The sequence below is a fragment of the Streptomyces sp. NPDC058289 genome (assembly GCF_042880975.1).
In the GTDB taxonomy this organism is placed as follows: Bacteria; Actinomycetota; Actinomycetes; order Streptomycetales; family Streptomycetaceae; genus Streptomyces; species Streptomyces stoeckheimensis.
On the sequence record NZ_JBHVYI010000035.1, the window covers coordinates 34038 to 60435 of the forward strand.

Sequence of the window (26398 nt, forward strand, 5' to 3'; positions counted from 1 at the left end):
CGACATGCTGCGAAATGATCGTCAGGACTGACTCATTCTTCCCGCCAACTCATCCCAATTGATTACTCTTTGGGAGATCAAACCTTTGATTTTTCGGTTGTTCGCGAGGAGGGTGATTAGAGATTGGTCGACTGGCAACCCGGCGACCGCAAGCAATCGGAATCGAATTACCCATCGAGTGAACGAAAGAATGATGAATAGCGCTCCTGGATCATCTTCGATGTGGTGGGTAGTGTCGTATCCGTGACTTAGTGCGTTGCGCACCGTTGCCGTGATGAGTGCCCAATGGTTCACGTGGCCGTCAAAGAACCAGGCGCAGAACTCTTGGCCGAGCTCCCCGGCGAGTTCCTGCAATCGGTTCTCTAGGGATTTTTCGGTAAACTTGACTGCTGAGACTACCTTCCTGCGATCCCTACTGTTGAATCCCTCCGCCGCTTTCAGGGCTTCCTGAACGCGAGCTGCGAGAGGGGATTCTTGAGGGGCGTCGTCAGTGTGAAGTACGCGGTGGAGGGTCTCGGCGGCGTTGACTATCTGAGTCACTTGGTTTTGCAGCGATCCCACTGTCGGTTGGGGCTCGGCCGCATCCATGGGAACGCCGCATCTCTTAGCGGCCTCGATCCATTGAGGGAGGAGCGCTGTCATGTCGACGTCATTGGATGTGAGGATCGGGTGACTGCTGCGATCGTCCTCCCCCTGTTCGCTTGAAGGGTCGACGACTATTGGGAAAATCCGAAATCCGGGTGGATCTCCGACAGGACGCTTCAGGCGCAGCCTTAGCTGGTGAACATCAACCGGTGAGTCTAGAGAGATCGCAATGAGAGCCCTGACGGGATTGATTAGCTCATCCTGAAGGGTCTCTAGTGTGAATCCGGTATCTCTCATGAAGGAGATGGTTACGTGCTCGCTGATCGATCGATTGCGGAGTCCTGAGCGCTCTGTGGTTCGCGCCCAAACAGTCAGAATTGTTCCATCAGGGCAGTTGGCGACGAGAGGTTTCGGGGGGTTGTATTCGGCGGTTCTTGCGGCAGCCTGCGGGCCGCGCAGCCCACTCTGTGGCCACCATTGCGAGAGGCCGGAGATCTCAACTGAGGCTTCTTCGTAGAGAGTGTCAGCCGGCAGGGCGCCCCCTTGGATGAGGGTTTGCCCGTGCCACCGCTGCCATGATTGATCGTCCGCGACCGGCCCAGCATCCTGGCCGAACTGGATGCTGGGTGTCCGCGTCGTCAGGAGGAAGGCGCCATCGAGGGTGTACTCCTTGCCGTGGCAAGCCCCATAGATCCGTTCACGGGGTACTACCGAGAGGCTGTCTGACCAGTACGTGTTGACCGGCAGGATCCCGATGAGGTCGAGCTGCCACGTGTCGCCTGTGCGGACAAGGGTTCCAGGGACCTGGACGGTCGGCGCTTCGCCAACCCACCACACCCCGCTTATCGTCTCCGACACCGATATCTCCAGGGTGCGCCGAGCGTTGTGCCGATGAACGGCCCGAGCGGTTGATGCTGTCATGTTGGCGTGCGCGGCGCACGGGGCATTCAGGCACGCCGTCGCGTTTGGCTCGGCGGTACGACGACGTGCCTGTTCAGCGGGGGTCTGTACTGGGAACTCGTTGGGAACGCACGCGCTGGAACGCGGCGTCAAGGACCGGCACGGCGAGGCGGTGCGCGCAGCCCGTGAGCAGCCAGAACGGCAGAGTGGATCACCCGGCGGCATCCTCCGGATCGTCCTCGATCGGACTCATAATCCGTCGGCCGTGGGTTCGAGTCCCACCCGCCCCACCATCGCAGGTCAGAAGAAACTTTCTGACCTGCGAAAACGTTTCTTTCGCGGCCGTGGGAGCACCGGATCGGTGCAGCGATCGTGCGGTGTTGCTTGTCGCCCTTCAGGCCCGCATGCCCGTGACCTGGGGTTTGTTGAGTTCCTCGGTGGGATGGCTGGTTGTCGGTCCCACCCGCCCCGCTGCAGCGGGATCGTTTTGACGTGCGAAGCGTCCCTGTGGGGGTTGAGGCGTCAGTTTTCGCTGCACCAGCTCCTCCTCGATGGCTTGTCGGCACGGCGTGCGTCGAGGGGTACCTGCGGCAGTCCTGCGATGTCACCTACGCGATGATGTGGCGCGCTGCGGCGCCCGGACCGGGGTTCGCAGAGGGAGACCTCGACGACGAGCCGTCGGCGATCCGCTTCAAGGACTTGGCCGACAGTCACGAACGGCAATGGCCGCCGGGGTTGGTCAACCCGGGGCTTCGTCGAGCCAGATGAGTCCGCCGCCTCCGAGGAGGAGGCGTTCACTTCGTACGCCCACCACTACGTCAGCTTGTTGACGACATGGTGCCGCGCAACGCGTCCAAGGCGGTCGCCGGCCTTCAGGGCTTGCTCCCCCTGCGCCCTCCAGCCGGCCGTGGACGCCGATCTGCCGTTGCGCGAGTCAAACCCCTACTCCCACACAAGGTTGCCAAGGGAGAGGACACGGCGGACAAGGAGGTGTTCTGGGAGCCGGAGGAGTGTGCGTTCCTGCGCCGGCACCTGCTTCCTGATCAGGTGGAGCCGATGCCGAGTTCTCGGCGACCTCTTTGCGCGCGGCCGACTCGGTCGGGCAGCCGCCACGGACCTCGGGGGCCATGCGGACGACTCGTTTGGGCAGTTCAAGGGGATAGGAGGAGGGCGCGCCATGACTCGATCCCTTGTGGAAGTCGAGGCTCCACCGAACCCGGGACGTTCACTCCGTACTGGCCCCGGCCCCCACCGGGGAGGTCGTTGCCGCGGGCCGGGCGGCCGGGAGGGGCGATGATCGTGCTGAAGTCCGGATGTGACGAGCGAAGGGTGTGGCGGGTGGGCGAAGGTGCGGGGATCACTTCGGCGCAGGAAGCGGCGAACGATGAGCTGGTGCTCGCGTTCGGGCGGCTGCAGGGGGCCGCGGGGCGGCTGGAGTACCTGCTCGGTGCTGCGATCGAGGAGTTCGACGCCTACTGCGGCTGGTCCTACGGGTTCGCCCCCACCCTGGCCGAGGTCACCCGGCGTCACCCGGAACTGCCCGTCGAGGTCGTATCGGGCGGTTTGTTCACCGGGTAGCGGGTCGTGTCGATCCGCGAGTTCGGCCATGTCCAGGGCGCGAACGCCAAGATCAGTGAGCTGACCGGTGTCGTGTTCGGGGCCGGGTACGAGCGGCTGATCGCCGACGGCTCGTTCGTCATGGACTCCCTGGACGCGGCCCGGGGCATGGCGGTGCTGCGGCAAGCGGCCCCGGAGCGGGCGGTGGAGCCGGCCATGGCCGTGCAGGCCGCGTTTTACCAGGACGGCCTGAGCCTGTCCGACCCCGACACCTTCACCCGGATCGCCGCGGCAGCAAACCTGGACGCGCTGGAAGCCGGCGCACCCGCGGCACCGGCCGCCCTTCTCGCGGCCGAGGCTGACTTCCGGTGGGCGGCAGCCCTGGGCGCGCAGGCCTACCCGACCCTCCTGGTCCAGGACGGCGACCGCACCGCGGTGCTCGCCGCCGGTCACGCACACCCCGACAGGGTCGACGCACTCCTGGAGCGGTTCGGCGCCGCCCGCACCCGGTCGGCCGCGTCCGGCCGCTGATCCCGGCCGACACACCGGCACGGTCCGCGGCGCCCGGACACGGCGGGGCGAACCTGAACCCGTACGACCGGCAGCCCCAGCCCTCACCCCTCCTCACGCTGATCCCGGCAAAGGACATGATCATGAGCACTCTCGACTTCAAGGTCATCGACCTGGACTTCCCCGTCGGCTCGAAGAACAAGACCGCCACCCTCATCGCCGGTGAGCACGACGTCTTCCTCATCGACACCGGGTTCACCCGCGCCGACGGACACCGGCTGGCCGCCGAGATCCTCGACTCCGGCAAGAACCTCACCAAGGTGTTCATCAGCCACGCCGACCCCGACTTCTACTGGGGCGCCGAGGTCGTCGCGGACGCCTTCCCCGACGCCGAGATCCTCGCGACTCCGCTGGTGATCGAGCACATCAAGGCCGCGTACGAGGGCAAGCTCAAGGCCTGGGAGCCGGTTGGCGCCAACCGCCCCACCCGCCTGGTCGAGATGGCCGAACTGACGGGCGACCTCACCTTCGAAAGCCACGTCTTCCAGCTCAAGGGCGGCCACCCCGGCCTGCCCGACCGCCACTACCTGTGGCAGGCCGAACATCGGGCGATCGTCGCCGGCGTCCTGCTCTTCCAGAACGAGCACGTCTGGGTCGCCGACACAGGCAAGCCCCAGGACCGCGCCGTGTGGATCGAACTGCTGGACGAGATGACGGCCCTCGACCCCGCCTTCGCCGTCCCCGGCCACCGGCTGCCCACGGCCGCCGCCCTCGACGCGAGCCCGATCGCCTATACCCGCAACTACCTCACCGTTTTCGAGGATGAGCTGGACAAGGCCGACAGCGGCGAGGCCCTGACGAACGCGCTGGTCGCCCGCTACCCGGACGCGGGGATGCTTATCGCGGCCCAGCTCGGCGCGAAGGTCGCCAAGGGCGAAATGACCTGGGGCTGACCCGCACCCACGTTCCGGTCCCGGAGACCCTGGCCCCGGGACCGGTCAGGCCCCGACCGCCGAGTCCTGTGAGAGCACGAGGAGCACCACCCGTTCCGCCGAGGCGGGGCCGGCACGTCTGATCTGTGGCCAGGAAGCGGCCGCTGCCCCGGTCAGGTTCGCCACGGTTCGGCCGGCGCCCGCCTGGAACGGATTCTCCGTCTTCCTCGCCGAAGCCGGATGCCTGATCGCCGTCACCCTGCCGATCGGGTTCCACCTCGCCTACCCCGCACGCAGCCACGGCTCCCGCTCACCCTCGCCGTGGCCACGGCGCTGAGCGTCGGCGTGCTCGGGCCGCGTAGCTGTGGCGCGTCGAGCTTGGCCCGCCGGTCCGGCCCCGCGACCCTGTCCGGGAACCTCAACTACCTGGCCGTTCGTCTGATCGCACCTGTCCTCGGCGTCGTCCTCGGCGCCGGCATCCACCAGTTGTTGCAGCGCTACGGAGGAGCCCTTGAAGCACCCGCCCACCGCCTGTGCCCCACCGCCACCGAACGCGTCCTGTCCTGACCGACCTGAGAAGGGCCGTCACCATGAGTGAGACGACCGATTTCCACACCTCCACCGCCCCGGCCGACGTGGTGCGCCGGCAGTACCTCGCCTCCGCGAACGGCGACCTCGAAGCCCTGCGGGCCACCCTGGCCGACGACGTGGAGTGGACCGAGATGGCCGGCTTCCCGCTGGCCGGCACCTACCGCACCCCGGGCGGTGTCACCTCCGCCGTCATGGAACAGCTGGGCAAGGACTGGGACGACTGGACCGCCCATGACGACACCTACGTCGTCGACGGCGAGAACGTCGTGGTCCTGGCCCGCTACACCGCAACCAACAAGGCCACCGGCAAGGGCATCGACGTGCGCGTCGCCCACCACTTCATCGTCCGCGGCGGCCGCATCGTCCGCTTCGAACAGTTCGTGGACACCGCCGAAGTCCGCGACGCCATGACCCCCTGAAACCGCGGTGCCAGGACCGAACTGCACGACCACACGGCCTGAGCGGCCTCGTTCCTGCCCGGCCGGGCGCGGCATGCGGTGTTCTGAGTGGCGTGCCGGAGGGGAGAGCGAAGATGGCACAGCCGGCGGGGGAGTGACGTACCGCTACTCACGCTTGCCCTCGTAGGCGTCGCACCCGCCGGTGGTGCTGCTCTGGGACCCGCATCGGTCCGTAAGGCCGAGGGCGACGAAGATCCGGTGATTGGCAGCTTTGTACACCCCGCTGGCTCGGGTGGCGCACGAGGGGATCCGGCAGCCCCGCGAGAAGCCCCGGGGCGCAGGACAGGCCAGGGGGCAGGTGGCGGGTCAGCGGGACCGGCCAGCCGCCCTCTGGCCCTTGGGGTGGGGCCTTGTCAGGCGCTGCCCGGTGCTACCAGGTGAAGTCCGACGCCTGTGCGCTGGTCGCCGTGCAGTAGATGCTGGGGACGCCCGGCGGGGTGATCGAGACCGTGAAGTTGGCCGCGCCCGGAGTCCCGGTCAGCGGCGCGACGTTGGTCTTGTTACCCGTGGTCAGCGTGCCCGTGGTGAGCGGGAGCGGGCCGACCGTGACCGAACCGCCTGCGACCATGGGCGGGTTGACGGTGCCGGAGAACTGTGTGGTTCCGGCGACGCCGTTCTTCGTGACCTTGATGACGGTCGCGATGGTGTTGGCCCCGATCGGGGCCGTGCCCGCGGGGACCTTGATCGCGGTCGACGCGAGCTTGATCTTCTTGACGCCGCCCGAGTCGGTGGCGGTGAGGGTCACGCTGCCGCTTCCCCAGGTGGCGCAGTTGAAGGTGGCGGTCGTGGTGGCCGGGGCGACCGCGTAGGCGCTGGTCGACAGCGCGATCGAGGCCGTTATCGCGGCGGCGCCGGCGGCTGCGATGGTGGCGATCTTGAGGCGGGACATGGTGGTGCTCCCTTCGAGGACCTTGCGGACATGAGGGTGGCGCACGAGCGCGGGCACGCCGGATCGACGGTGCGCCGCTTGGTGACGGGAATTCCCGGGACGGGACGATGTCCGAGGGCTCTTCGGCGCCCGGTTCGACGGCGCCCGGGTGTGGCTGGATCCAGCATCCCGAATTGCAGTGAAGCCGCGCCTTTGGGTGGGAGTCAAGGCTTTCTGAGGAATTCTTTTTCGATTACGGAGGCGAGTCGGCGATGTAAAGGGCAGGTGAATCGGCACCTCTTGTTCGACCGTGTGGGCAAGGCCGAAAAGATCATCTGACGTGCCGTCAACTCGCCTATTCCCTTCTGTGCTTCACTGCGCCACGCTGTCCGCTCCCGGTGGTGCGGACGCCATCCGCCACTCCGGGCTGCAAGTGTTTGATCAGGCCGGACGGCCGACTGGACGGGCTGTATCAAAGAGGGCCCGGGCGTTACAGAGTTGCATGTACCGCCCCGCCATTCCTTTGTCCATTTCGGCCTTCCGTAGGCCTTCTGTGTAATGAGTACGGAAATTGACCGAAAGGGAAACCGTGCTCAGTCGGCCGGTCGAACCGCCGGCCGCTCACACCCGAGCGGGCCGGAACTCCCACTCGCGAATGAGGAGATCAGGTGTTCTTCCAGCGAAGTCCGGTGGCCCGGAGATCGGTTCTGTTGGGGGGTGGTGTGACCACCGTCCTCGCTCTGGCGGGCGCGATGCTGGCACCCGCCGCCCAAGCCGGAACGATTCACCCCACCGTGCACTGTGTCCTGCCCGCCGGCCAGGGTGACCCCTCCGGGCCGCAGGACATCACCGTCGAGCTGTCTCCGGCCACGGTGGCACCCGGCGGCAAAGTGCACGCCAAGGTCACCCTCGGGCCCGGCCCGGCGACCAGCCCGTTCAAGCTCGACGACGTGCCGTCCACACCCTCGATCGACCTCGTGATGTCGGGCGGGGCCACGGGCAAGGTGACCGTGCAGGGGCCGACGGTCCTGGTGGACGTCCCGGCTGCGCCGGCCCCGATCGTGATCCCGCCCTACGAGGGCGACTTCTTCGTCCCGGCGAATGCCTCCGGGCCGGTCCAGTTCACCCCCGTCAAGATGAACACGGCCACCGTGGTCTTCGGCGGCAACTACAACACCCCCTGCGACGTGGTCAGCGGCGGCGGCGTGGTCGCCACGGTGACCGCCCAGGGCGGCGGGGGCACGGAGGCGACGGTGTCGGCCCCGAGCGGTCCGGTCAAGCCGAGCACGTCCGTGACCCTGTCGGGTGGCGGCTGGACCCCGGGCGCCGCGGCGAGGGCGAGCCTGTGCGACGCCGGCGGCGGCGGATGCGACGCGACGAAGGTGACCGGCAGCTCGCTGAAGATCGACGCCTCGGGTGGCCTGAGCGGCGCGATCGACCTCGCCGACTCCTGGACGATCGCGGACGGTTCGTACTCGGTCCAGGTGAGCGACGGTGCGAAGCAGGCGAAGGCTCCGCTCCAGGTGAAGGCGTACGTGCCGGCAGGTCCGTACGAGTTGACCGCGAGTCCCGATCACGGTCCGGTCGGCACGGTGATCACGGTGTCGGGGAAGAACTACCACCAGGACCAGCAGCTCAACGTGGTGGCCCTGGACGCCAACGGCTACACGCTGGACGACACGGCGGTCTATCCGAGCACCACCACCGACGGCACCTTCACCACCGAGTTCACCATCAGTGACCCGGCCATCGCCTTCATCCACACCGACGAGGGCGGGGTGGAGGGCACCGAGACCAAGGTCCCCTTCACCGTCACGACCGGCCCGGGCCCGGGCGAGGGCGGCACAGGCACCCAGAGGTTCACCTTCTCCGTCACCCCCGGCCCGCTCTCCATGAGCCAGAGCGGCGCGGAAGTGAACTTCGGGACCGTGCAACTCGACGGCTCCAGCCACGACGTCCCCGGCGCCCTCAACCCGATCCAGGTGTCCGACGCCCGGGGCTCCGCCGCCGGCTGGTCGCTGACCGGCACGCTCACGGACTTCACCGCCGCCGGCGGAGGTACGGCCGTGATCCCGGCCGGGGCCGTGAGCTGGACCCCGGCCTGCGCGGCGCACGCCGACGCGATCGGCACACCGACCGCGGGAGCGCCCGGAGCGCTCGGAGCCACCCCGGCGGGACTGTGCGAGCTCCCGGCCGGCGGCGGCCAGGTGGTCGGCGGAGTCGTCGATGCCTCCGCAGGACTCAACCTCCATACCCCGGCGGTCATCCCCGGCGGGAACTACGCGGCGACGCTCACGCTCTCGCTGTCCTGATCCGGGCACCGCACACGCACCACGCGCCATCGGGCCGGGATCCCACGCGCGCCACGCGCGGGATCCCGGCCCACACCACCCCGCCTACGTCCCACCCCCACATCACCCCCACCGACAAAGGGAGACCGGATGCTCTCGCACCGTAGACTGCCGCGGCGCACGCCGCTGGTCACGGGCGGTATCGCCCTGATCCTGGCCGCGGGCGGCCTCGCCCTGGCCCCCACGGCCCAGGCCGGCACCGTCACCCCCACCGTGCACTGCTCCCTGCCCGCCGGGCAGGGCGAAGCCACCGGTCCGCAGAGCATGACCGTCGACCTGACCACCACCAGCGCTCCGCCGGGCGGCAAGGTCCACGCCAAGATCACCCTCGGCGTCAGCCCGGCGAAGAGCACCACCAACCTCAGCAACATCCCCACCACCCCGGCGATCGACCTCGCGCTGTCCGGCGGGGCCACGGGCACCGTCACCATTCAGGGCCCGACGGTCAACCTCGACTACACCAGCGGCCAGTCCGTCGTCCTGCCGCCGTTCGAAGGCGACTTCTTCCTCCCGGCCACCGCGTCCGGCGCGGTCAACCTGACCCCCCTGCGGACCCGGACCACCACCGTGGTCTTCGGCGGCACCTACCAGACCCCCTGCGACGTGACCGCCGGCGGCGGGACCGTGGCGACGGTGACGGCCCAGGGCGGCGGGAGCGCGGAGGCGACGGTGTCGGCTCCGACCGGTTCGGTGAAGCCGAGTACGTCCGTACCGCTGGCCGGCGGCGGCTGGACCCCGGGCGCCACCGCGACCCCGACCCTGTGCGATGCGGCGGGCGGCAACTGCGACGCGGCCATGATCGCGTCGAGCAGCCTGGCCATCGACGCCTCAGGCGGCCTGAGCGGCAGCATCGCCCTCGCCAGCTCTTGGACGCTCGCCGATGGCGCGTACTCCGTCCAGATCAGCGACGGTACGAAGCAGGCGAAGGCTCCGCTCCAGGTGAAGGCCTACGTCCCGGCGGGCCCGTACGAGCTGACGCCGAGCCCGGATCACGGACCGGTCGGGACGGTGATCACGGTGTCGGGCAAGAACTACCACCAGGACCAGCAGTTGAACGTGGTGGCCCTGGACGCCGCCGGCAACACGCTCGACGACACGGCCGTCTACCCGAGCACGACCACCGACGGCACGTTCACCACCGAGTTCACCATCAGTGACCCGGCCATCGCCTTCATCCACACCGACGAAGGTGCCGTGGAAGGCACCGCGACCAACGTCCCCTTCACCGTCACCACCAACCCCGTCACCCTCGCCACGGGCACGGCCACGGCGAAACCGGGCGCCACGGTCTCCCTCTCCGGCACCGGCTGGCCCGCGGGCGCCGCTGCCACCGCCGCCCTGTGCACGGCCGACGGCTCCGGCTGCGACCCGGCGAAGCTCTCGGCGACGAACTTGGGCGTCAGCGCCTCCGGAGCCCTGTCCGGTACGGTCACCCTCGCCTCCTCGGTGGCTGAAGGGGCCTACCAGGTCCAGGTCACCTCCGGCGGTCTCCACGTCATCGCGCCGATGACGGTGGCGAAGACCTTCATCACGCTCTCCCCGTCCACCGGACCGGCCGACACCAAGGTCACCGTGGTGGGCCAGGGCTTCGCCCCGGTCAGCACCGTCCAGATCGACGGGCTGAAGGCCGACGGCTCCAAGAGCGCGGACAACTACAAGACCAAGGTGGTCGGCCTCGACGGCACCTTCTCCCAGACCTTCACCGTCAACGACCCCGCCACCGTCGCCCTCCAGGCCCACGAGTGGCTCGTGAACGGGAAGAAGGCACTGGCCCGCTTCACCGTCGGCGGCACCCCGCCGCCGCCCGCGCCCTCCTACGCCCTCTCACCCGACAGCGGTCCCGTGGGCACTGTCGTCCAGGTCACCGGGCGGAGCTTCGCCCCGGTGGCGACGGTCGCGGTGAGCGGCCGGAAGGCGGACGGGTCGAAGACCTCCGACGCCTGTGTCACCCGGATGATCGGCCTGGACGGCACGTTCGCGCTGAACTTCACCGTCAAGGACCCGGCCACCACCTCGATCATGGCCTCCGAGGTCCTGGCCAACGGGAAGGTGATCCAGACCCGCTTCACTGTGCGCTAGGCGTATCCACGAGACGTAGGGATCATCACCGGCATGGTTGCGGGGCTCAAGGACGGCTCGCACGCCCCCGGTTCGTCACATACCGTCATGGAAGCCGAGTGTGGAGGGCGGGGGGGCGTCTGATCTCGTTCTGCCGCCCTGTACGGGTGGATGCGGAGGCCTTGCGCGCAAGGGCCAAGTGCGACGTAGCCGCAAATTGCCCGAAGGGAGCCGTGCAGCGATCGCTGCACGGCCGCCCGTTGAGGAGCACGGAGCGGGATCCAGTAGGGGCGAATCAAGCATTTGGCTGGAACCACCCCTGAGCGGGAGCCCCCCGGTTGGGCCTCTCGGGGGCGGGCCGTGCGACCCGGCCCTTGATCGCCGTGGGCCGGAGTTCGGGGTCGGCGCCCCTCTGGCCGGCCAGGCGTACGCGGGCCGCACGCAGGTTCGCGGTGGTGGCCTCCGCCTTGCGGACGCGCTGCTCGCGCTCCGGTGGAGGTTCGAACTCGACGACCGCGGCAACCCGTTCGGCGAACCGGGCGCGGGCGTCGAGGAGGGTGGCGAGCCGTTCGGGAATCCGGCCCTCCTCGTGCGCGGGCCACAGCAGCGGCATGGTGGCGGCCGTTGTCCCTGATCGGATCTCCGTCCTTCTCCGAGATCCCGGCCGAGCTGGCCGCCGACGGCGACGGCGACATCGTCATCACCAAGCGCCACTGGGGCGCCTTCACCGGCACCGAACTCGACCTCCAGCTGCGCCGACGCGGCATCCACCGCATCGTCCTGGCCGGCATCTCCACCAGCGTCGGCGTCGAATCCACCGCCCGCACCGCCTGGGAGAACAGCTACCGGCTCGTCTTCGCCGAGGACGCCACCGCCGACGCGGACGCGGACTCCCACACCTTCACCAAGATCTTCCCCCGCATCGGCAAGGTCAGCACCACCGACGAGATCATCGAGGCCCTCGACGCCTAGGCCGTCAGGCCGCGTCGGACATTGCCTGGTCGCGCAGGGATGCGCAGATGCGGCGGATCAGCCGGGAGACGTGCATCTGGGACAGGCCGAGCTCTTCGCCGATGCAGCTCTGGTCCATTTCGCGGAAGAACCTCAGGTAGAGGATCCGCCGGTCGCGCTCGGGCAGGGCGCGCAGCAGGGGGCGGAGCGTCTCGCGGTCGACGATCCGGTCGAAGGCGGGCTCCGACCAGCCGAGCGTGTCCGCCAGGGGGTACGCGTCCTGGTGGTGGCCGTGTGCGGCCTCGATGGATAAGGGGGACCAGCTGTGGAGGGCCCCCTGCCCCCTGCGCACCTCCTGCTCGGTCAGGCCGGTCGCCGCGGCGATCTCGGCTGCCGTGGGGCCACGGGCGTCGCGCGAGGGGGACAGCTCGCGGTCGGCCGTACGGACCTGCGTGCGCAGTTCCTGGACGCGGCGCGGCACGTGCACCGCCCACAGGTTGTCGCGGAAGTGCCGCTTCACCTCGCCGACGATCGTCGGGATGGCGAAGGCCTCGAAAGAGGTGCCCATGTCCGGGTCGAACCGGGAGACCGCTTTGACCAGGCCCATTTGGGCGACCTGGCGGAGGTCCTCCAGGGGCTCCTTGCCGTTGCTGAACCGCCGGGTCAGCCTGATGGCCATCGGGATCCAGGCGCACACCACCTCCTGTCGCAGGGCGGTCCGCTGCGGGCCCTCCGGGAGGGACGCGATGCGGCGGAACGCGGCCGCGGTGTCGGGGGAGTCGCCGGCGTGGTGGCGGCGCCGGGTGCTCTGCGTGCCGGGGGGTGTCATGGACGCGGGTCTCCTTGGCTCGGCGGCCGTCACGCGCCGTGGGAGCCGACCGGCACGACAAGGGTGCGGACCCGGAGGTGGGAACTGGGGCCGCCCGCTCGTTCGCGCGGTGGCGACGAGAGGCCGGCGGGGTGGCTCGTCGGGGAGGACGGCCGTCCCCGCCGGCGGTCAGGGGGCGTTCGGAGCGGGACCGCTCACATGCGCAGCAGCCGCAGGGTGATCTCCCGGTACTCGCGCAGGGCGAGCCGGAGGTCTTCCGTTTCCGCCTCGACGCCGCGGCCCCGGTGGGTCGCGCCGATGGTGCGCCGGCGTTCCACGAGTGCGGCCGTGACCCGGGTGGTGGCTTCGGCGAAGGTGGTGTCGGCTTCCTGGACGGCTTCGTGCGGGCTCTCGATGAACGTGCCGAGAGCGTGCTGGAGGTGCAGGGTCAGCCTGTCCCGGTCGCTCTGCGCGAACAGTGACACGTGGGCCACGGGCTTTGGCGGGGACGTGGGGGAGGTGGGAGGCGGGGGGTCGGCGGGGGGCTCGGGCGGTGCCTCGCGGGGTGCGGTCCGTGGCGCGGGGACCCCGCGCGGGTCGCGCCGTGCCGGGGGCGGCTTGCGGGCCGGGGCCTGCCGTGCGCGTTCCTCGTCGTACGTCATCGCGTGCCACTTCCCTCGACGGGGTGCCGCTGCGGACGGTGCCGGCCCGAGTCGGCCGGCTGCTGCGCCACCAGGGCGTCGAAGAGGCCCCGGGCTCCGATCATGGCCCGCCTCTTCTCCTCCGTGCCGCCCTCGCCGTGGACGGCTGCGCGCATCCCGCGGTAGCCGTCCACGTGCTGCGCGTGGTGCACGGAGAGCGCGGCGAGCCGTTCTTCGAAGGGCCCGCCGTCCGGGAAGCCCCGGTCCGCCGTCAGCCGCGTCAACAAGGCGTCGGCCTCGGCGAGTGACTCCTGCGGGGAATCGACGAACCGCCTCTGGATCCCGGCCCACTGGGCCGCGTACTGCTCCCGGGAGGCCGGTGAGAGCGGTCGCTCCCGGACGGAGCCGTGCTGCTTCAGGCGCTCTCCCAGTTCCCGGTCCGCGGCCTTGGTGTCGCCCTCGTGACGGTTCACCAGGCGTTCGTACTCGGGGCCGAAGCGCCGCTTCAGGCCGCGCCCGATGCGGCGGTGGCCGAGTGTGGCCAGGAGGACGGCCGTCACCGCGAGCAGGGTCGCGAAGACGATGGCCACGATGATGATCACGGCCCTGGACATGGCCGCTCCCCGCTGCTGCAGGCTCGTACGTCGTACTGCTGCATGCGCGTCGACTCTCCTCGGTTGATGGCGCATCGGTGCCGGGCAGGAGGAGAAGGATCCGGAAGGGCGTGGCCGGGACCTGCACAGCGGTCACAGGGGTGGTGCCTGCGTTCCGCGGGGTCCGGGCGAAGCGGAGCGGCGGGGGCCTGGCCCGGATCCTCCCGGGGTGGTGCGGCCCGACGCCGTCCCCGTCAGTCAACGCCGGGCGGTGCGCCCTGTCAACAGGGCCGTCGGCGGGGGCGGGAGCGGGTCCGGGGGTGGAGGCCGGGCGGGGGCTGTCGCTCAACTCGCCGTGGGTCTACCCTGCTTGACGAGGCCCCGGTCCCCGGCAGCGATGACCCGTTCCGCTGTGGAAGGGACTGCCCGTGCCCGTCGTACTCCTCGTGCTCCTCGTCCTTCTTGTTGCCCTGATCCTCTTCGGCTATCTCAGCCACCTGCTGTGGGTGGCCGCCGCCGTGCTGCTCTTCGCCCTGGTGCGCCGCGGCCGCAGGGGCGGCTCGGGCCGCGCCGGTGGCCACCGCGACCACGACCACGATCGTGACGGTCACCGTGATGACGGCAACCACCGTGACCACGACGGCTACGACAGCTACGGCGACTACCGCGAACACCGGGACCGGCAGCACCGCTGGGACCGCCGCTACGTCCGGCAGCACCGCGGCCGCCGGAGCCGCGAGGACCGCGAGGACCGCCGGGACCGGCGGGACGGCTGGGACCGGCGGGACGGCCGGGACGGCTGGGAACGGCGCTGAAGGTCAGGGGGTCAAACCCGGGAGGGGTTCGGTGCCGGCGATGAAGGCGCCGGCCAGGTCGGACAGCCGGCGGTTGTGCGCGCGGGCATAGCTCCGCAGTGCGGTGAAGGCTTCCTCCATGCCGATGCCCTGGCGTTCGGCGAGCTTGCCCTTGGCCTGCTCGATCAGCACACGGCTGTTCAGGGCCGCCTGCAACTGCTCGTTGAGCATGGAGCTGTGTCGGGTGGAGCGCTGCTGGAGGAGGCTGATGGTGGCGACGTCGGCCAGGGCCTGGGCGATGCGCGTGGCGGCCGGGTCGAAGGGCCCGGGGCGGGTGCGGAACAGGTTCAGGGCTCCGACGACCTCGTCCCGCAGGCGCATCGGCAGGGTCTGGACCGCCGAGTACCCGCTGCGGAGGGCCTGTTCGGTGAAGCGCGGCCAGCGGACCGCCTCCTCGGCCAGGTCGGGGACGGTGACGGGGGCGCCGGCGCGGAAGCACTCCAGGCACGGGCCTTCGTCGTTCTGGAGCTGGAACAGTTCGAGTACCCGCACTTGCTCGTCGGAGGCGGCCATCACGCGGAGTTCCCCGTTCAGGTCCGCGAGGAGCACGCCGGCCGCGCTCATGCCGAGCATGCCGACACAGTTGTCGGTCAGCATGCGGAGGAAGTCGATCAGGTCGAAGTCCGCGACCAGGTTGTCCGCCAGTTCGACGAAGGCCTTGGCAAGGAGCTGCTCATTCATCGTGCACACCTTCTGTTGTCAGGCATCGTCGGCTGCGCTCCGTTCCTCGTCCGGGTCCTGCGTGAACCGCAGCCGGTGGGCCACCACGTCGGCGGCCGCCTCGGCGAGCCGCCGCCCGTGGGTGTACGCGTGGGCGCGCAGGCGGACGAACGCCTCCTCGATGCCCACGCCGAGCTGCACGGTGAGCATCCCGGTGGCCTGGTCGACCTCGGCCCGGTAGCCGCCGAGGTCACTGCCGGGTCCCCACGCCGGGTCGATCCGCGTGCCGAGGAGCACGAGCGTGGCGGTGTCGGCGAACACCATGGCGTCGGCCAGCTCCCCGGAGTCCAGCTCGACCGGAACCGCGGAGTAGAGGTCGAGGACTCCGGGACTGATCGCGCCGATCCGCAGCGGGAACGCGAACACCGCCGCCGCGCCGGTGGCGACGGCCTCGGGGGCGAAGGCGGGCCACCGGCGCCGTTCCCCGTCGGCCCGCAGATCGGGTGCCAGGACCGCCGACCCGAGGGCGTGGGCGTCCACACCGGGGCCTTCGCCCAAGGTGAGCTGGAGTTCCTCGATCCGCTCGCTCACCGGGCCCGTGGAGCACAGCGGACGCCCGGCCGCCGGCCGGGACATGGCCGTCACCCCGGCTCCGCCGATCGGGAGCGCGGCCACGGCGGCCGTGCACACGTCCACCACCGCGACCCGTGCGCCGCGCCGGGCCGCCTGCTCGGCCACCAGCACCTGGATCCGGGCCGACCGCCCACCCGTCACCGTCCCGGCCGGTGAAGACCGTCGTGGCGCTGCGTACCGCCGGGGCGCTGCGCACCGGTCGCGAGCGCCGGGCCGAGGGGCAGGACCAGGGCCCGGATCAGCTCCGTACCGGGCGGCCTGTGGACCTCGCCGATCTCGCGCCACCCCCAGGACTGGAAGGCCTTCAGGGTCCTGATGTCGGAGTCGGGCACCAAGGTGGCGCCCAGCGAGGCCCCGTGGTCGTCGAGCAGCCGTTCCTGTAGGCGTCTGCCGACCGTGCGGCACTGTTCGTGCGGTGCGACCACGACCTCGCTGATGGCGAAGACGTGGCCGGAGGCCGTGAGCCGTTCGACGTCCCGGGGCACGGTGCCGAGGAACCCCCGCCACCAGGAGCCGTCGCGCCGCAGGGGGAAGCCGAAGGCGCATCCGAACAGGGCGGGCCGCTCCGCGACCAGCATGGCGAATCCGGGTCGCCGGACGTCGCCCGTGAGTCGGTGCAGGAAGGCTTCCCGACAGCTGTGGGCCGTGCCGATCACCGGGTACGAGGACTCCACGTACAGGTCCGCCACGTCCTCCTTCAGCCCCTCGGCCTGCCACCGGTTCAGCCGCCGCAGACGGAGCTCGGCCAGGGCGTCCGGCTCGGACAGAGCCGCGCGGCGGCCGCGCAGCGGACGCACCTGCCGTGGACGCCCCTGCTGCGGATTCCCCTGTGGCGAGGTGTCCGTCACAGCGCTCCGCCCAGGGAGGCGGGGAGCGCGGGAGCGGGACGGTCGCCGAGCAGGAAACCGGAACGGGTGATGTGGACCATCCTGACCAGTACGGGCGGCGGGTGGTGCAGGTGCAGGCTCCCGCCGGCCGCCGTGATGCGCCACCACGAGGAGAGGAGCACGCCCAGGCAACTGCAGTCGCAGAAGGTGACGGCGGACAGATCGACGTCGACGGTACGGACGCCGTCGTGCAGACATTGCGCCAGGGAGGCGCGCAGCGAGTGGACGGTCGCCACGTCGATCTCTCCGACCGGAGCGATCAGCACGCGGCTGCCGTCGTCGTACCGGTCGGCGTTCGGATCGGGGACACGCATGGTGGGGTGCCTCGGTTCGGGAGCAGCCGGGCAACGCCGTTCGGCGCCGAACTCCCCGGCTCCTCCAGGCACTTCCCGGTGCGGGTGTACGTGCGCGGCGGGCGGGGGCCGGTCCGGAGGCCTGTGTTCCAGGATGCGGGACGAGCCGTGCCCTCGGATGCGCCGGGCGGGCGGACGCGGGGTCCGTGCCGGGACGCGGAGATCTGTGGCAGGCAACGCACCGTCGGGGTCTCGAACGGGGACGTTCTGTTCGCAGCATAGCCCGGTGCCAGGTCCGGCGGAGGGGCGCAAGCAGGCCTTTCCTGGCCGGTTGCCGACCGGCGCGGGCCCGCGCCGACGTGCGCCCCGCTGCGAGCCGCAGGCGCAGAATCGATTGCACCTGCGGCTTCGGTGTCTCGGGGCGGTACCGGCTAGGAGGCCTCCGTCTCGTCCGCCAAGAGGCGCAGTACGTCCTTCAGATCGCCGCGGCGGGCGAAGGCCGTGCGCTGTCGGTGGGCGCCCGAACCGTCGCGCAGGAGGCCGGTCATGGTTCTCGACGCGTGGTCGAGGTCGCCGGACGCGGCCAGTTCGGGGGCCACCAGGTCGAGCAGGGCCTCCGCCAGGTCTGCCGCCGGGAGTTCGACTCCCGTGTACGGGTCCAGCCCGAAGCCCTCCAGGCCGTCGTGGGCCGCCCGCCAGCGCGCGAGGCGCAGTACGTCGTCCCGTACGGGCGGATCCGGCCGCTGCTCGGCGATGTCGCGCAGGGCCGTCGCGACGAGGGCGCGGGCCAGTTCGGCCTGGAGGATGGCCGAATCGATGTCCGGGGACATGTCGGGGGCCCGGAGTTCGAGCGTCGGCCAGTTCCCCGAGGGCCGGAGGTCCCAGTAGACCATCTTGGTGTCGAGGGCCGCCCCGGAGCCGAGCAGGGTCTGCACGGAGCGGCGGAAGTGGGCCGTCGAGGTGAAGTGCGGGGGCAGGCCCGCCGAGGGCCAGCCCGCCCAGGCCATCGCCCGCCAGCTGGCGTGGCCGGTGTCGCGGCCGCCCCAGAAGGGGGAGTTGGCCGCCAGCGCGATCAGCGTGGGCAGCCAGGGCCGGACCCGGTTGGAGACGGCCACCGCCGTGTCCACGTCGAGGGTGCCGATGTGGACGTGCCGGCCGCAGCTGACGAGGGTGTCGGTGAGCGCGCCGAAGCGCCGGGCCTGCTCGCGCTGGCGCGGCTCGTCGTCGGTCAGGTGGAGGGGGCCCTCCAGGGCGACCACCGGCGAAGGCGCGGCCAGCAGTCGGCAGCCGTGGGCGCGGGCGGCCCGCGCGAGGGTGCGCCGCAAGCCGGCGAGCTCGCTGCGCAGGATCGCGGCCGAGTCGGCGACGGGGGTGGAGATCTCCACCTGGTAGCGGGTGCCCTCGGGGTGCAGTTCGTGGGGGAGCCCCGCGGCGGTGGACAGGACGAGCGGGGCGGCCGGGACCACCCGCAGGGTGCGGGCGTCGACGAGGAGGAACTCCTCCTCGACCCCCAGGGTGAGGGGGAAGACCGGACCGGTCGCGCGCGGTCCCTGCGTCTTCGGCCCCGTTCTCTTGATGCCGGTGCTCGTGGTGCCGGTTCCGGTGCCGGTTCCGGTGCTCGTGGTGCTGGTGCCAGGTTCGATCACTGCGCCTCCCTGGACATACGAGTCTTTTCATCATGAGCTGAACTTCAGGCGAGGAGCGCACGTCTATTCGGTCAAATGTCCGGTGATAGTGGCGAGTTACCGGCAAGGAATGCGCCGCACCGGGGCTCGGGTTCCGGGTGGGGCGAGTGGTGCGCGTGCGGGAACGCGGAGTCCGCTCGACGTCCGCTCGACGTCCGCTCGGCCGGGCTCCGAGCGGACTCCGGCCGGGGCCGGTCAGGCCCAGGGTAGGCCCGGGGTAGGCCCGGGGTAGGCCCAGGGCAGGCCCGGGGTAGGCCCAGGGCAGGGGCGGCTTATCATCCGTTGTGACTCGTACGACCGCTCCACCCGCGTCCACCCGCCCCCGGCGCCGCATATGGGCCGACCTCACCCCGCTGAGAACCTCCCCGGACTTCCGGCGGCTGTGGTTCGGCGGAATCGTTTCCTGGCTGGGCCAGGCGATGACGGCCCTGGCCATCTCGCTCCAGGTCTACGAGATCACCGGTTCCAGCTTCTCCGTCGGACTCGTCGGGCTGTGCTCGCTCGTCCCGCTGGTCACCTTCGGGCTCTACGGCGGGGCCATCGCCGACACCGTCGACCGGCGCAAGCTCGGCCTCGTCAGTGCGCTCGGCCTGACCGCCCTCTCCTTCGCCCTGGCCGGCGCCGCGCTCCTGGACTACCACCGGGTCTGGCTGCTGTACTCCGTCGTCGCGCTCCAGTCCGTCTGCGGGGCCCTCAGCGGGCCCGCCCAGTCGGCGATGATCCCGCGGCTGCTGCCCGCCGAGCAGCTGCCCGCCGCCAACGCCCTGAACTCCGTGGTCTGGACCTTCGGCATGACGGCCGGCCCGGCGCTGGGCGGGGTCATCGTCGGCTGGTGGGGCTACCAGGCCGCGTACCTGATCGACGCCCTCACCTTCGGCGCCGCCCTCTACGCGATGTGGCGACTGCCGCCGATGAGTCCCGAGGGGGCCGGTGCCCGCCGGGGGCCGGCCTCCGTGCTCGACGGCCTGCGCTTCCTGGGGACCCGGCCGAACATCCGGATGACCTTCTTCTCCGACCTGGCCGCCATGGTGCTGGCCCAGCCGAAGGCGCTGTTCCCGGCCGTCGCCGTGCTCTGGTACGGCGGCGATGCCAAGACGGTCGGGCTGCTCGTGGCCGCCCCGGCCGTCGGGGCGCTGCTCGGGGGGCTGCTCTCCGGCTGGCAGGGGCGGATCCGCCGGCACGGGGCGGCGATCCTGCTCTCCGTCGCCGGGTGGGGGCTGGCCATCGCCGTGTTCGGGCTGACCCGCAACCTCTGGCTCGGGCTGCTCTTCCTGGCCCTGGCCGGGTGCGCCGACAGCATCTCGATGGTGTTCCGCAGCACCATGCTCCAGGCCGCGACCCCGGACGAGATGCGGGGCCGCCTGCAGGGCGTCTTCATCGTGGTCGTCGCCGGCGGACCCCGGCTCGGGGACTTCCTCGCCGGGTCCACCGCCGAGCTCACCTCCCCGACCGTCGCGATCACGGGCGGCGGGCTCGGCTGCGTACTCGTCTTGGCCCTGCTGGCCGCGCGATGGCGGGGCTTCGCCCGGTACGACGCGCGAAAGCCGCAGGCTTGAGGGGGGCCGGCTTACGCGTCCACCGCCTCGCGGGTGCGGTCGCTGACCTCGCCGCCGGTGTTGGTGGTGCCGGCGGGCTCGAACAGCAGGATCGCCGTCTCCCCGTCGGCCTGCGGGCAGTGCTCCACCCCGCGGGGGACCACGTAGATCTCCCCGGGGTTCAGTACGACGTCCCCGGCGCGCAGCCGGATCGTCAGGGTGCCGCTGACGACGAGGAAGAGCTCGTCGGTGTCCTCGTGGGTGTGCCAGATGAACTCGCCCTGGATCTTGGCGATCTTGACCTCGTAGTCGTTGACCCGGGCGATCCGGTGCGGGGCCCATTGCTCGGTGAAACCGGCCAGCTTCTCCGCGATGTTCACCACGGCCGCCGCCGGGTGAGCGTTCTCGTGCGTGCTCTCGGGTGTCGTCATGCGGACAGGCTGCCGGCGTGCGGGCCGGCCGGTCTTGTACGTTCCTGACATGTCAGCCGCGATACGTCCGCACAGCACGGTCTCGGCCTGGCAGCCGCCGGTGCCGGGGATCGCCGAGGTGTTCCACGCCCGGTTCACCGATCACGCCTACCCCGCGCACGTCCACGACACGTGGACGCTGATGATCCTCGACGGCGGCCGCGTCGACTTCGGGCTCGACCGCGAACGGCACGGCGTGGGCGGCTCGGACACGGTGGCCCTGTTGCCGCCCGGGGTGGTGCACGACGGGCGGACCGTCACCGAGGCGGGTTTCCGCAAGCGCGTGCTGTACCTCGACGCGTCCGTGCTCCCGGAGTCGCTGACTGGGGCCGCCGTCGACGCGCCGCTGCTGCTCGATGCCGCCCTGCGGGACCGGGTGCACGGACTGCACCGCGCGCTGGGCGCCCGGGAGTTGCCGGCCGGCGCGGTCGAGCGGCTGGAGGCGCAGTCGCGGCTCGCCTTCGTCCAGGAGCGGCTGCGCACGTGGCTGGAGGGGCGCCCGGTTGTCCCGTACGGGGCTCCGGGCCCGGATGCGGCCGTACGACTGCGCGAGCTCCTCGATGCGCGGGTCCTCGGCGGGATCACCTTGGAGGAGGCTTCCGCGCTTCTGGGTCACGCCCATCCCACCCACCTGATCCGCAGCTTCCGGCAGGCGTTCGGGCTCCCGCCGCACGCCTACCTCACGGGGCTGCGGGTCGCGAAGGCGCGGCGACTGCTGCTGGCGGGGATGCGGCCGGCCGAGGCCGCGGTGGCCGCCGGCTTCTACGACCAGGCGCACCTGACACGGCACTTCGGGCGGCACGTGGGGATCAGCCCGGCGCGGTTCGCCCGATCCGGACGGGTGTGAAGGGGCTGCGGACCGCGCGCACGACGCCGATCGGGGACCTCGACGGCTGTCCGACCCCGGGCGCACCGTCCAAGCTGCCGCAGAACCATCCACTGGTCGACAACGTCGAGGGCATGGTGGTCAGGGACCACGACGGCCTCGGACGGGTGCGGCTGCTGCTGACCAGCGACGACAACGAGTTCCAGCAGCAGATCACCCGGCTGTACCGGGTGGACGTGAAGCTGCCGCCGCGGAGCTGGGGACCCTAAGTCGTCTCCTTCGTCCCCTCCTTCGCGGGGGAGACGATTCCGCGGGCGACGCCCAGGGCGACCAGGTCCTGGGGGCGGACGCGCAGCTGGTCCGCCGTCGCCGGGGCCGACTCCGGGGGGCGCTTGAGGATGGCCGCCGCCAGTTCGGGGGCGATCACCGAGAAGTAGCTGTCCGGGGTGACCCAGGTGTTGCCGTGCGCCGCCAGGGCGAGGGCGCCGCCCGAGCCGCCCTCGCCGATGAGCAGGGTGGTGACGGGGACCGCGGCCGAGGCGAGCGCCGCGAAGGCGTCGGCGATGGCCGCGCCCGCGCCCGCGTGCTCGGCAGCGGCGTCGTTGGCCGCGCCCGGGGTGTCCACGAGGGTGAGCACCGGGATCCCGAGCCGGTCCGCGAGCCGCACGACGCGGGCCGCCGTACGGTACCCGGCCGGGCGGGTGGCGGTGCCGCACTGGGCGGCGTAGGCCACGGCCCGGCCCTCCCGGAGCCCGAACCCGCACAGCATCCCGGGGTCGGTGCCGCCCGCCCGGTCGCCCGAGAGGCGGAGCCGGAGCTCGAAGTAGGAGTCCAGGTACTGCTCCGCGCGCGGCCGACCGGGGTGACGGGCCTGCAGGACCGCGTCCCATCCCGTGGGCGGCAGCTCTACGTCGGCCAGCGCGGCGGGGGGTTCCACGGGCTCGGCGGAGCGGGGCGCGGCGAGCACCCGGAGCCAGGCCGCCAGGGTCGTGGGGAGCTGCAGGGCGGGGACGAGGGCGTCCACGTGCCCGGCGGCGTACTGCCCCTCGGCGGTGTAGGCGGCCGGATCCGCGTCGGGCGGCCGCACCCGGGACCCGGCGAACCCGACCTGCGCCCCGGGCAGCGCGAGGATCACGTCGGCCCCCGCTCCGAGGGTGGCCCAGCCGCCGCCGGTCGTGGGGTCGCGCAGGACGGCGATCTGGGGGAGGCCCGCGGCGCGGGTGAGGGCGGACTGGCGTGCCACGCGCTGCAGTTGGGTCAGCGCGAGCATGCCCTCTTGCATGCGGGAGCCGCCGGTGGCGATGAGGGAGACGAGGGGGAGGCGGTGGGTGCGGGCGTGGGCGTAGGCCGCCTCCAGCCGATCGCCGGTGCGGTGGCCGAGGGACCCGCCGAGGAAGCCGAACTCGAAGGAGATCACGGTGGCTTCGTGGCCGCCGATGCGGGCGGTGCCGGTGACGACGGACTCGTCCTCGCCGGTGCGCTGCGTGGCGCGGGCGCGGGAGTCGTCGTAGCCGGCCCAGCCGAGGGGGCCGTCGGGGGCGGAGTCCCCGGGCGGGGCGGGGAGTTCGGTGAAGCTGCCGGGGTCGGTGGCGGAGGCGATGGCGGCGCGGGCCGAGGGGCGGGTCGTCACGCCGCCAGCGTACGGGCCGGTGCCTGGTGCGCGGCTCGCGCGGTGCGGGTGGGGTCGCCCTGCGGGGCGAAGTCCCCTACCCGCCCTTCCACCGTTCCCAGGGGTCCGCCCTGATCCGGTCCGCAAACGCCGGACGGGCTGAAGACAGGGCCCCGTGCTCCGCCCGGACCCCCTGGGGCTCCGCCCCGGACCCCGGTCCTCGAACGCCGGACGGCTGAAAGCAGGGCCCCGGGGGACGGGCGAAGGGCGGGTAGGGGACCTCCGCCCCGCAGGGCCGACCCGGCCGCAGCCGCCCGTCGGCCCGTCGGTGTCAGAGGGGGGCTTCCCAGGTCAGGGTCGTGCCTCGGGTGCCCGATTCCGTGCGGCCGTCGTCGGAGACGGTGAGGCGGACCCGGGCGGGGACCGCGTCGACCTCGACGTCGATGGAGGTGACCTCCGCGCGCCGGTGCGCCGCGGCCAGCGCGCCGCGCAGGGCGGAGAGGAGTTCGCCCGCGACCGGATCCGGGAGCAGCGCGTCCACCGTGCCCGCGAAGTGCACCGACGGCTGGAAGCCCAGCAGGACCGCCGCCCCGCCGGTCTCCCGCAGGACCCGGCCCCGGAAGGTGGTCGGGGCGTCCGTCGGCGGCTGCTGGAGGGCGAAGATGGCCGTGCGGACCTCCTGGATGGTGGAGTCGAGCTCGTCCACGGCCCGGCTCAGTTCCTCGCCGACGGTGTCCCCGGTGGGTGACTTGGAGGAGCGCCGCCGGGTGCTCTCCAGCATCATCTCCGTCGCGAACAGCCGCTGGACCACCAGGTCGTGGAGGTCGCGGGCGATGCGGTCGCGGTCCTCGTAGACGGCCAGCTGCTCGCGGTCGTGCTGCGCGTCCGCCAGGACCAGGGCCAGGGCGGCCTGGGAGGCGAACTGCGAGGCCAGCAGCCGGTCGACCGCGTCGTAGGCGGGGCCGCCGCGGACCCGCGGCAGGGCGAGCGTGCCGATGAGCTGGCCGCCGCTCTGGAGGGGCAGCATCATGCTGGGGCCGAAGCGCTCCCGTACGTGCGTGGTCATCCGGGGGTCCGTCGCCGAGTCCTCTATGAAGACCGGCTCCCCGCCCAGGAGCTGTTCCAGGACCGCCGAGCCCGGGGCGATGGCCGTGCCCACCAGGTCTCCGGGGTCCCCCTGCGTGGAGGCGGCCACGATCTCCATGCCGCCCTCGGCGGTCGGCTGGAGGACGACCCCGGCCGCGGCGTCGGCCAGCAGCCTGGCCCGTTCGGCCACGCACATCAGCGCGTCGGCGGCCGGCCGGCCCGCCAGCAGGGTGGTGGTCACGGCGGCGGCGCCCTCGATCCAGCGCTCCCGGCGGCGCGCGGTCTCGTACAGCCGGGCGTTGCCGATCGCTATCCCCGCCTGCGAGGCCAGGACGCGCAGCAGTGCGAGGTCCTCGTCCGTGAAGGGGCCGCCGCCCTGCTTGTCGGTGAGGTAGAGGTTGCCGAAGACCTCGGTGTGGACCCGGATGGGGGCGCCGAGGAAGCCCTTCATCGGGGGGTGTCCCGGCGGGAAGCCCGCCGCGCGGGGGTCCTGGTTGAGGTCCTCCAGGACGAGCGGGCGCGGATCGGTGATCAGGGCGCCGAGCAGGCCGGTACGGCCGTCCGGCAGGTGGGGGATCGCGGCCTTCTCGGCCTCGGTCATGCCGGAGGTGAACAGCTCGGTCAGCCGGGCGCGCTCGGGGTCGATGACCCCGAGCGCTCCGTACCGTGCCGCACACAGCTCGGTCGCCGAATCCACGATGTGCTGGAGGGTGGTCCGCAGTTCGAGTTCGGAACCGACGCTGAGGACCGCCTCCAGGAGGACGGGCAGGCTCGCGGCCTGGCGGGCGGCGACGCCCGTCCCGTCCCCGGGGGCTGCCGGGGACGACTCGGCGTCCGTCATTCGGCCAGGGGGTTCAGAACCATGGGGGCGATCTTCCCTTCGATCATCATGCCGAGGCCCAGTACGGCACAGACGTCCGGCCGTTCGGCGATGGCCACGGGCATCCCGGTGGCGTCGCGGAGCATCTGGTCCAGGCCCGGCAGCAAGGCGCTGCCACCCACCATCATGATCCCTCGGTCGGTCAGATCGGCCACCAGGTCAGGCGGGCAGTCGCGCAGCACCTTGCCGATGCCGTCGAGGACGGCGGTCAGCGGGGTGTAGATGGCGTCCCGGACGGCCGCGGTGTCCACGTTGACGGAGCGGGCGAGTCCGGTGGATACGTCGCGGCCGTGGATGAGGGTGGAGGCCGGGCCCTCGGCGGTGATGCCGTTGCCGTGCAGGGCCAGTTGGAGCGGGCGGACGGCCTGGCTGGGCAGCATCAGCTCGTGCGCGTGGCGCAGGTGCTGGACGACGGCGTGGTCGATGGCCTCACCGCCGACCGGGATCCGCACGGCGGTGACGATCGAGCCGAGGGAGAGGACGGCGACCTGGGTGGCGGCGGCCCCGCACACCATGATCATCGTCGCGGTCGGCTGCTCCACGGGCAGTCCGCAGCCGACGGCCGCCGCGATCAGGGTGTCGACGAGTTCGACGCGCCGGGCTCCGAGCCCGACCATCGTCTCCACCGCCGCGCGCTGGGCGAGCGGGTCGGCGTCGTGCGGGGTGCAGGCGGCGGCCCGCAGCCGGGGCTTGCGGCGCAGGGCGCGCCGCAGCTTCTCGCCGAGGAGGTGGCGCAGCATGCGCTGGGCCATCTCGATGTCCACGACGGTGCCGCCGGAGACGGGGCGGACCACGCGGATGTAGTCGGGCGTGCGGCCGGTCATCCGTTCGGCGAAGGTGCCGACGGCGATGAGTGCGCCGGTCCGCGTGTTCACGGCGGCGACGCTGGGCTCGTCCACGACCAGGCCGAGGCCCTTGACGTAGACGCGGGTCCTGGCCGCTCCGAGGTCGACGGCCACGTGGCAGCGGCGCAACTGCTCAAGACTGACGGTCACGGCAGATCCTCCCGAGAGCACTGACGCAAGAAGACCGGCGGGTGCCGGTCACACTTCACATCTTCTGGGGTGAATTACCCGTATTGCCCGATTTGATGCTCCGGGTGGGGGGTGTCGTGAGATACGGAAGGGTCACGAGGGGTGCCGGTGAGTGCTGCACGGGGGTGGAATTCTGCGACGCC

Annotated in this window: 25 protein-coding genes, 1 tRNA gene and 1 pseudogene; 12 read left to right on the forward strand and 15 right to left on the reverse strand. The window is 71.5% G+C overall.

What is annotated here, in order from left to right:
* Positions 1-21 precede the first annotated feature (21 nt).
* Positions 22-1443 (reverse strand): HEPN domain-containing protein, encoded by a 1422-nt coding sequence (locus tag ACFVX6_RS19715; RefSeq protein WP_389693064.1) that lies wholly within the window; start codon positions 1441-1443, stop codon positions 22-24.
* A 247-nt stretch (positions 1444-1690) separates the two neighbouring features.
* Between ACFVX6_RS19715 and ACFVX6_RS19720 the strand changes: the two genes are divergently transcribed.
* The 5 genes and pseudogenes from ACFVX6_RS19720 (at position 1691) to ACFVX6_RS19740 (ending at position 5494) form a co-directional block, all read left to right on the forward strand.
* Positions 1691-1778 (forward strand) — tRNA-Ile (locus ACFVX6_RS19720).
* 1162 nt (positions 1779-2940) lie between these two features.
* Positions 2941-3573, forward strand: a pseudogene (locus ACFVX6_RS19725) (DsbA family protein).
* 122 nt (positions 3574-3695) lie between these two features.
* Positions 3696-4505, forward strand: coding sequence for an MBL fold metallo-hydrolase (locus ACFVX6_RS19730; RefSeq protein WP_389693066.1), 810 nt, complete (start codon positions 3696-3698; stop codon positions 4503-4505).
* 300 nt (positions 4506-4805) lie between these two features.
* Entirely contained in the window at positions 4806-5051 is a 246-nt protein-coding gene (locus ACFVX6_RS19735; RefSeq protein WP_389693068.1) for a hypothetical protein, read from the forward strand.
* Positions 5052-5074: 23 nt separating this feature from the next.
* Positions 5075-5494: a nuclear transport factor 2 family protein gene (locus tag ACFVX6_RS19740; RefSeq protein WP_389693070.1), complete on the forward strand. Its 420-nt coding sequence runs from the start codon at positions 5075-5077 to the stop codon at positions 5492-5494.
* Between the two features lie 409 nt (positions 5495-5903).
* On the opposite strand, the gene ACFVX6_RS19745 is transcribed toward ACFVX6_RS19740, so the two are convergent.
* Positions 5904-6422, reverse strand: coding sequence for a hypothetical protein (locus tag ACFVX6_RS19745; RefSeq protein ID WP_389693072.1), 519 nt, complete (start codon positions 6420-6422; stop codon positions 5904-5906).
* Between the two features lie 701 nt (positions 6423-7123).
* Between ACFVX6_RS19745 and ACFVX6_RS19750 the strand changes: the two genes are divergently transcribed.
* Both ACFVX6_RS19750 and ACFVX6_RS19755 read left to right on the forward strand, forming a co-directional pair.
* Entirely contained in the window at positions 7124-8713 is a 1590-nt protein-coding gene (locus tag ACFVX6_RS19750; RefSeq protein ID WP_389693074.1) for a hypothetical protein, read from the forward strand.
* Positions 8714-8842: 129 nt separating this feature from the next.
* The gene (locus tag ACFVX6_RS19755) at positions 8843-10831 is read left to right on the forward strand and encodes a hypothetical protein (protein WP_389693076.1); all 1989 of its coding nucleotides are present in this window, start codon (positions 8843-8845) and stop codon (positions 10829-10831) included.
* Between the two features lie 274 nt (positions 10832-11105).
* On the opposite strand, the gene ACFVX6_RS19760 is transcribed toward ACFVX6_RS19755, so the two are convergent.
* Complete coding sequence (locus tag ACFVX6_RS19760; protein WP_389693078.1) at positions 11106-11423, reverse strand: hypothetical protein; 318 nt, start codon at positions 11421-11423, stop codon at positions 11106-11108.
* Positions 11424-11434: 11 nt separating this feature from the next.
* Here ACFVX6_RS19760 and ACFVX6_RS19765 point away from each other — a divergent pair, with 11 nt between their 5' ends.
* Entirely contained in the window at positions 11435-11782 is a 348-nt protein-coding gene (locus ACFVX6_RS19765) for an isochorismatase family protein (protein WP_389693080.1), read from the forward strand.
* Between the two features lie 4 nt (positions 11783-11786).
* On the opposite strand, the gene ACFVX6_RS19770 is transcribed toward ACFVX6_RS19765, so the two are convergent.
* The 3 genes from ACFVX6_RS19770 to ACFVX6_RS19780 all read right to left on the reverse strand — a co-directional run bounded on the left by ACFVX6_RS19770 (position 11787) and on the right by ACFVX6_RS19780 (position 13824).
* Positions 11787-12590: a SigB/SigF/SigG family RNA polymerase sigma factor gene (locus ACFVX6_RS19770; RefSeq protein ID WP_389693082.1), complete on the reverse strand. Its 804-nt coding sequence runs from the start codon at positions 12588-12590 to the stop codon at positions 11787-11789.
* A gap of 194 nt (positions 12591-12784) precedes the next feature.
* On the reverse strand, positions 12785-13054 hold the full coding sequence (locus tag ACFVX6_RS19775; protein WP_389693083.1) for a hypothetical protein: 270 nt from the start codon (positions 13052-13054) through the stop codon (positions 12785-12787).
* Between the two features lie 173 nt (positions 13055-13227).
* Positions 13228-13824, reverse strand: a complete 597-nt coding sequence (locus ACFVX6_RS19780; protein WP_389693084.1) for a hypothetical protein — start codon at positions 13822-13824, stop codon at positions 13228-13230.
* Positions 13825-14231: 407 nt separating this feature from the next.
* Here ACFVX6_RS19780 and ACFVX6_RS19785 point away from each other — a divergent pair, with 407 nt between their 5' ends.
* Complete coding sequence (locus ACFVX6_RS19785; RefSeq protein ID WP_389693086.1) at positions 14232-14618, forward strand: hypothetical protein; 387 nt, start codon at positions 14232-14234, stop codon at positions 14616-14618.
* Between the two features lie 3 nt (positions 14619-14621).
* Here the strand turns inward: ACFVX6_RS19785 and ACFVX6_RS19790 are convergent, their stop codons facing one another.
* The 5 genes from ACFVX6_RS19790 to ACFVX6_RS19810 form a co-directional block, all read right to left on the reverse strand.
* Positions 14622-15338 carry a GAF and ANTAR domain-containing protein gene (locus ACFVX6_RS19790; RefSeq protein ID WP_389693088.1) on the reverse strand — a complete coding sequence of 239 codons (717 nt, stop codon included), beginning with the start codon at positions 15336-15338 and terminating at the stop codon, positions 14622-14624.
* Positions 15339-15356: 18 nt separating this feature from the next.
* Positions 15357-16091, reverse strand: a complete 735-nt coding sequence (locus tag ACFVX6_RS19795) for a GAF and ANTAR domain-containing protein (RefSeq protein WP_389693090.1) — start codon at positions 16089-16091, stop codon at positions 15357-15359.
* The gene (locus tag ACFVX6_RS19800; RefSeq protein WP_389693092.1) at positions 16088-16747 is read right to left on the reverse strand and encodes a hypothetical protein; all 660 of its coding nucleotides are present in this window, start codon (positions 16745-16747) and stop codon (positions 16088-16090) included. Before ACFVX6_RS19800 ends, ACFVX6_RS19795 begins: the two co-directional genes overlap by 4 nt.
* A gap of 47 nt (positions 16748-16794) precedes the next feature.
* Positions 16795-17151 (reverse strand): STAS domain-containing protein, encoded by a 357-nt coding sequence (locus tag ACFVX6_RS19805; protein WP_389693094.1) that lies wholly within the window; start codon positions 17149-17151, stop codon positions 16795-16797.
* 410 nt (positions 17152-17561) lie between these two features.
* Positions 17562-18776 (reverse strand): glutamate--cysteine ligase, encoded by a 1215-nt coding sequence (locus tag ACFVX6_RS19810; RefSeq protein ID WP_389693096.1) that lies wholly within the window; start codon positions 18774-18776, stop codon positions 17562-17564.
* 323 nt (positions 18777-19099) lie between these two features.
* Between ACFVX6_RS19810 and ACFVX6_RS19815 the strand changes: the two genes are divergently transcribed.
* A complete protein-coding gene (locus tag ACFVX6_RS19815) occupies positions 19100-20371 on the forward strand; it encodes an MFS transporter (protein ID WP_389693098.1) in 1272 nt (423 codons plus the stop codon).
* A gap of 11 nt (positions 20372-20382) precedes the next feature.
* Here the strand turns inward: ACFVX6_RS19815 and ACFVX6_RS19820 are convergent, their stop codons facing one another.
* Positions 20383-20781: a cupin domain-containing protein gene (locus ACFVX6_RS19820; RefSeq protein WP_389693100.1), complete on the reverse strand. Its 399-nt coding sequence runs from the start codon at positions 20779-20781 to the stop codon at positions 20383-20385.
* A gap of 49 nt (positions 20782-20830) precedes the next feature.
* On the opposite strand from ACFVX6_RS19820, the gene ACFVX6_RS19825 reads away from it, so the two are divergent.
* Positions 20831-21667, forward strand: a complete 837-nt coding sequence (locus ACFVX6_RS19825) for a helix-turn-helix domain-containing protein (protein WP_389693102.1) — start codon at positions 20831-20833, stop codon at positions 21665-21667.
* On the forward strand, positions 21664-21915 hold the full coding sequence (locus ACFVX6_RS19830; protein ID WP_389693104.1) for a hypothetical protein: 252 nt from the start codon (positions 21664-21666) through the stop codon (positions 21913-21915). Before ACFVX6_RS19825 ends, ACFVX6_RS19830 begins: the two co-directional genes overlap by 4 nt.
* On the opposite strand, the gene ACFVX6_RS19835 is transcribed toward ACFVX6_RS19830, so the two are convergent.
* The 3 genes from ACFVX6_RS19835 to ACFVX6_RS19845 form a co-directional block, all read right to left on the reverse strand.
* A complete protein-coding gene (locus ACFVX6_RS19835; protein WP_389693106.1) occupies positions 21912-23276 on the reverse strand; it encodes a carboxyl transferase domain-containing protein in 1365 nt (454 codons plus the stop codon). The two genes, ACFVX6_RS19830 and ACFVX6_RS19835, sit on opposite strands and share 4 nt — an antisense overlap.
* Positions 23277-23586: 310 nt before the next feature.
* The gene (locus ACFVX6_RS19840) at positions 23587-25182 is read right to left on the reverse strand and encodes a GAF domain-containing protein (RefSeq protein ID WP_389693108.1); all 1596 of its coding nucleotides are present in this window, start codon (positions 25180-25182) and stop codon (positions 23587-23589) included.
* Positions 25179-26216: a rod shape-determining protein gene (locus tag ACFVX6_RS19845; RefSeq protein WP_389693110.1), complete on the reverse strand. Its 1038-nt coding sequence runs from the start codon at positions 26214-26216 to the stop codon at positions 25179-25181. Before ACFVX6_RS19845 ends, ACFVX6_RS19840 begins: the two co-directional genes overlap by 4 nt.
* Between the last annotated feature and the right edge of the window lie 182 nt (positions 26217-26398).

What these genes read in the sequence shown, in the direction of transcription:
- ACFVX6_RS19730 (WP_389693066.1), top strand. Translation starts at nt 3,696, where the DNA reads ATGAGCACTCTCGACTTCAAGGTCATCGACCTGGACTTCCCCGTCGGC.
- ACFVX6_RS19740 (WP_389693070.1), top strand. Translation starts at nt 5,075, where the DNA reads ATGAGTGAGACGACCGATTTCCACACCTCCACCGCCCCGGCCGACGTG.
- ACFVX6_RS19745 (WP_389693072.1), bottom strand. Translation starts at nt 6,422, where the DNA reads ATGTCCCGCCTCAAGATCGCCACCATCGCAGCCGCCGGCGCCGCCGCG.
- ACFVX6_RS19755 (WP_389693076.1), top strand. Translation starts at nt 8,843, where the DNA reads ATGCTCTCGCACCGTAGACTGCCGCGGCGCACGCCGCTGGTCACGGGC.
- ACFVX6_RS19760 (WP_389693078.1), bottom strand. Translation starts at nt 11,423, where the DNA reads ATGCCGCTGCTGTGGCCCGCGCACGAGGAGGGCCGGATTCCCGAACGG.
- ACFVX6_RS19770 (WP_389693082.1), bottom strand. Translation starts at nt 12,590, where the DNA reads ATGACACCCCCCGGCACGCAGAGCACCCGGCGCCGCCACCACGCCGGC.
- ACFVX6_RS19780 (WP_389693084.1), bottom strand. Translation starts at nt 13,824, where the DNA reads ATGTCCAGGGCCGTGATCATCATCGTGGCCATCGTCTTCGCGACCCTG.
- ACFVX6_RS19790 (WP_389693088.1), bottom strand. Translation starts at nt 15,338, where the DNA reads ATGAATGAGCAGCTCCTTGCCAAGGCCTTCGTCGAACTGGCGGACAAC.
- ACFVX6_RS19805 (WP_389693094.1), bottom strand. Translation starts at nt 17,151, where the DNA reads ATGCGTGTCCCCGATCCGAACGCCGACCGGTACGACGACGGCAGCCGC.
- ACFVX6_RS19820 (WP_389693100.1), bottom strand. Translation starts at nt 20,781, where the DNA reads ATGACGACACCCGAGAGCACGCACGAGAACGCTCACCCGGCGGCGGCC.
- ACFVX6_RS19825 (WP_389693102.1), top strand. Translation starts at nt 20,831, where the DNA reads ATGTCAGCCGCGATACGTCCGCACAGCACGGTCTCGGCCTGGCAGCCG.
- ACFVX6_RS19840 (WP_389693108.1), bottom strand. Translation starts at nt 25,182, where the DNA reads ATGACGGACGCCGAGTCGTCCCCGGCAGCCCCCGGGGACGGGACGGGC.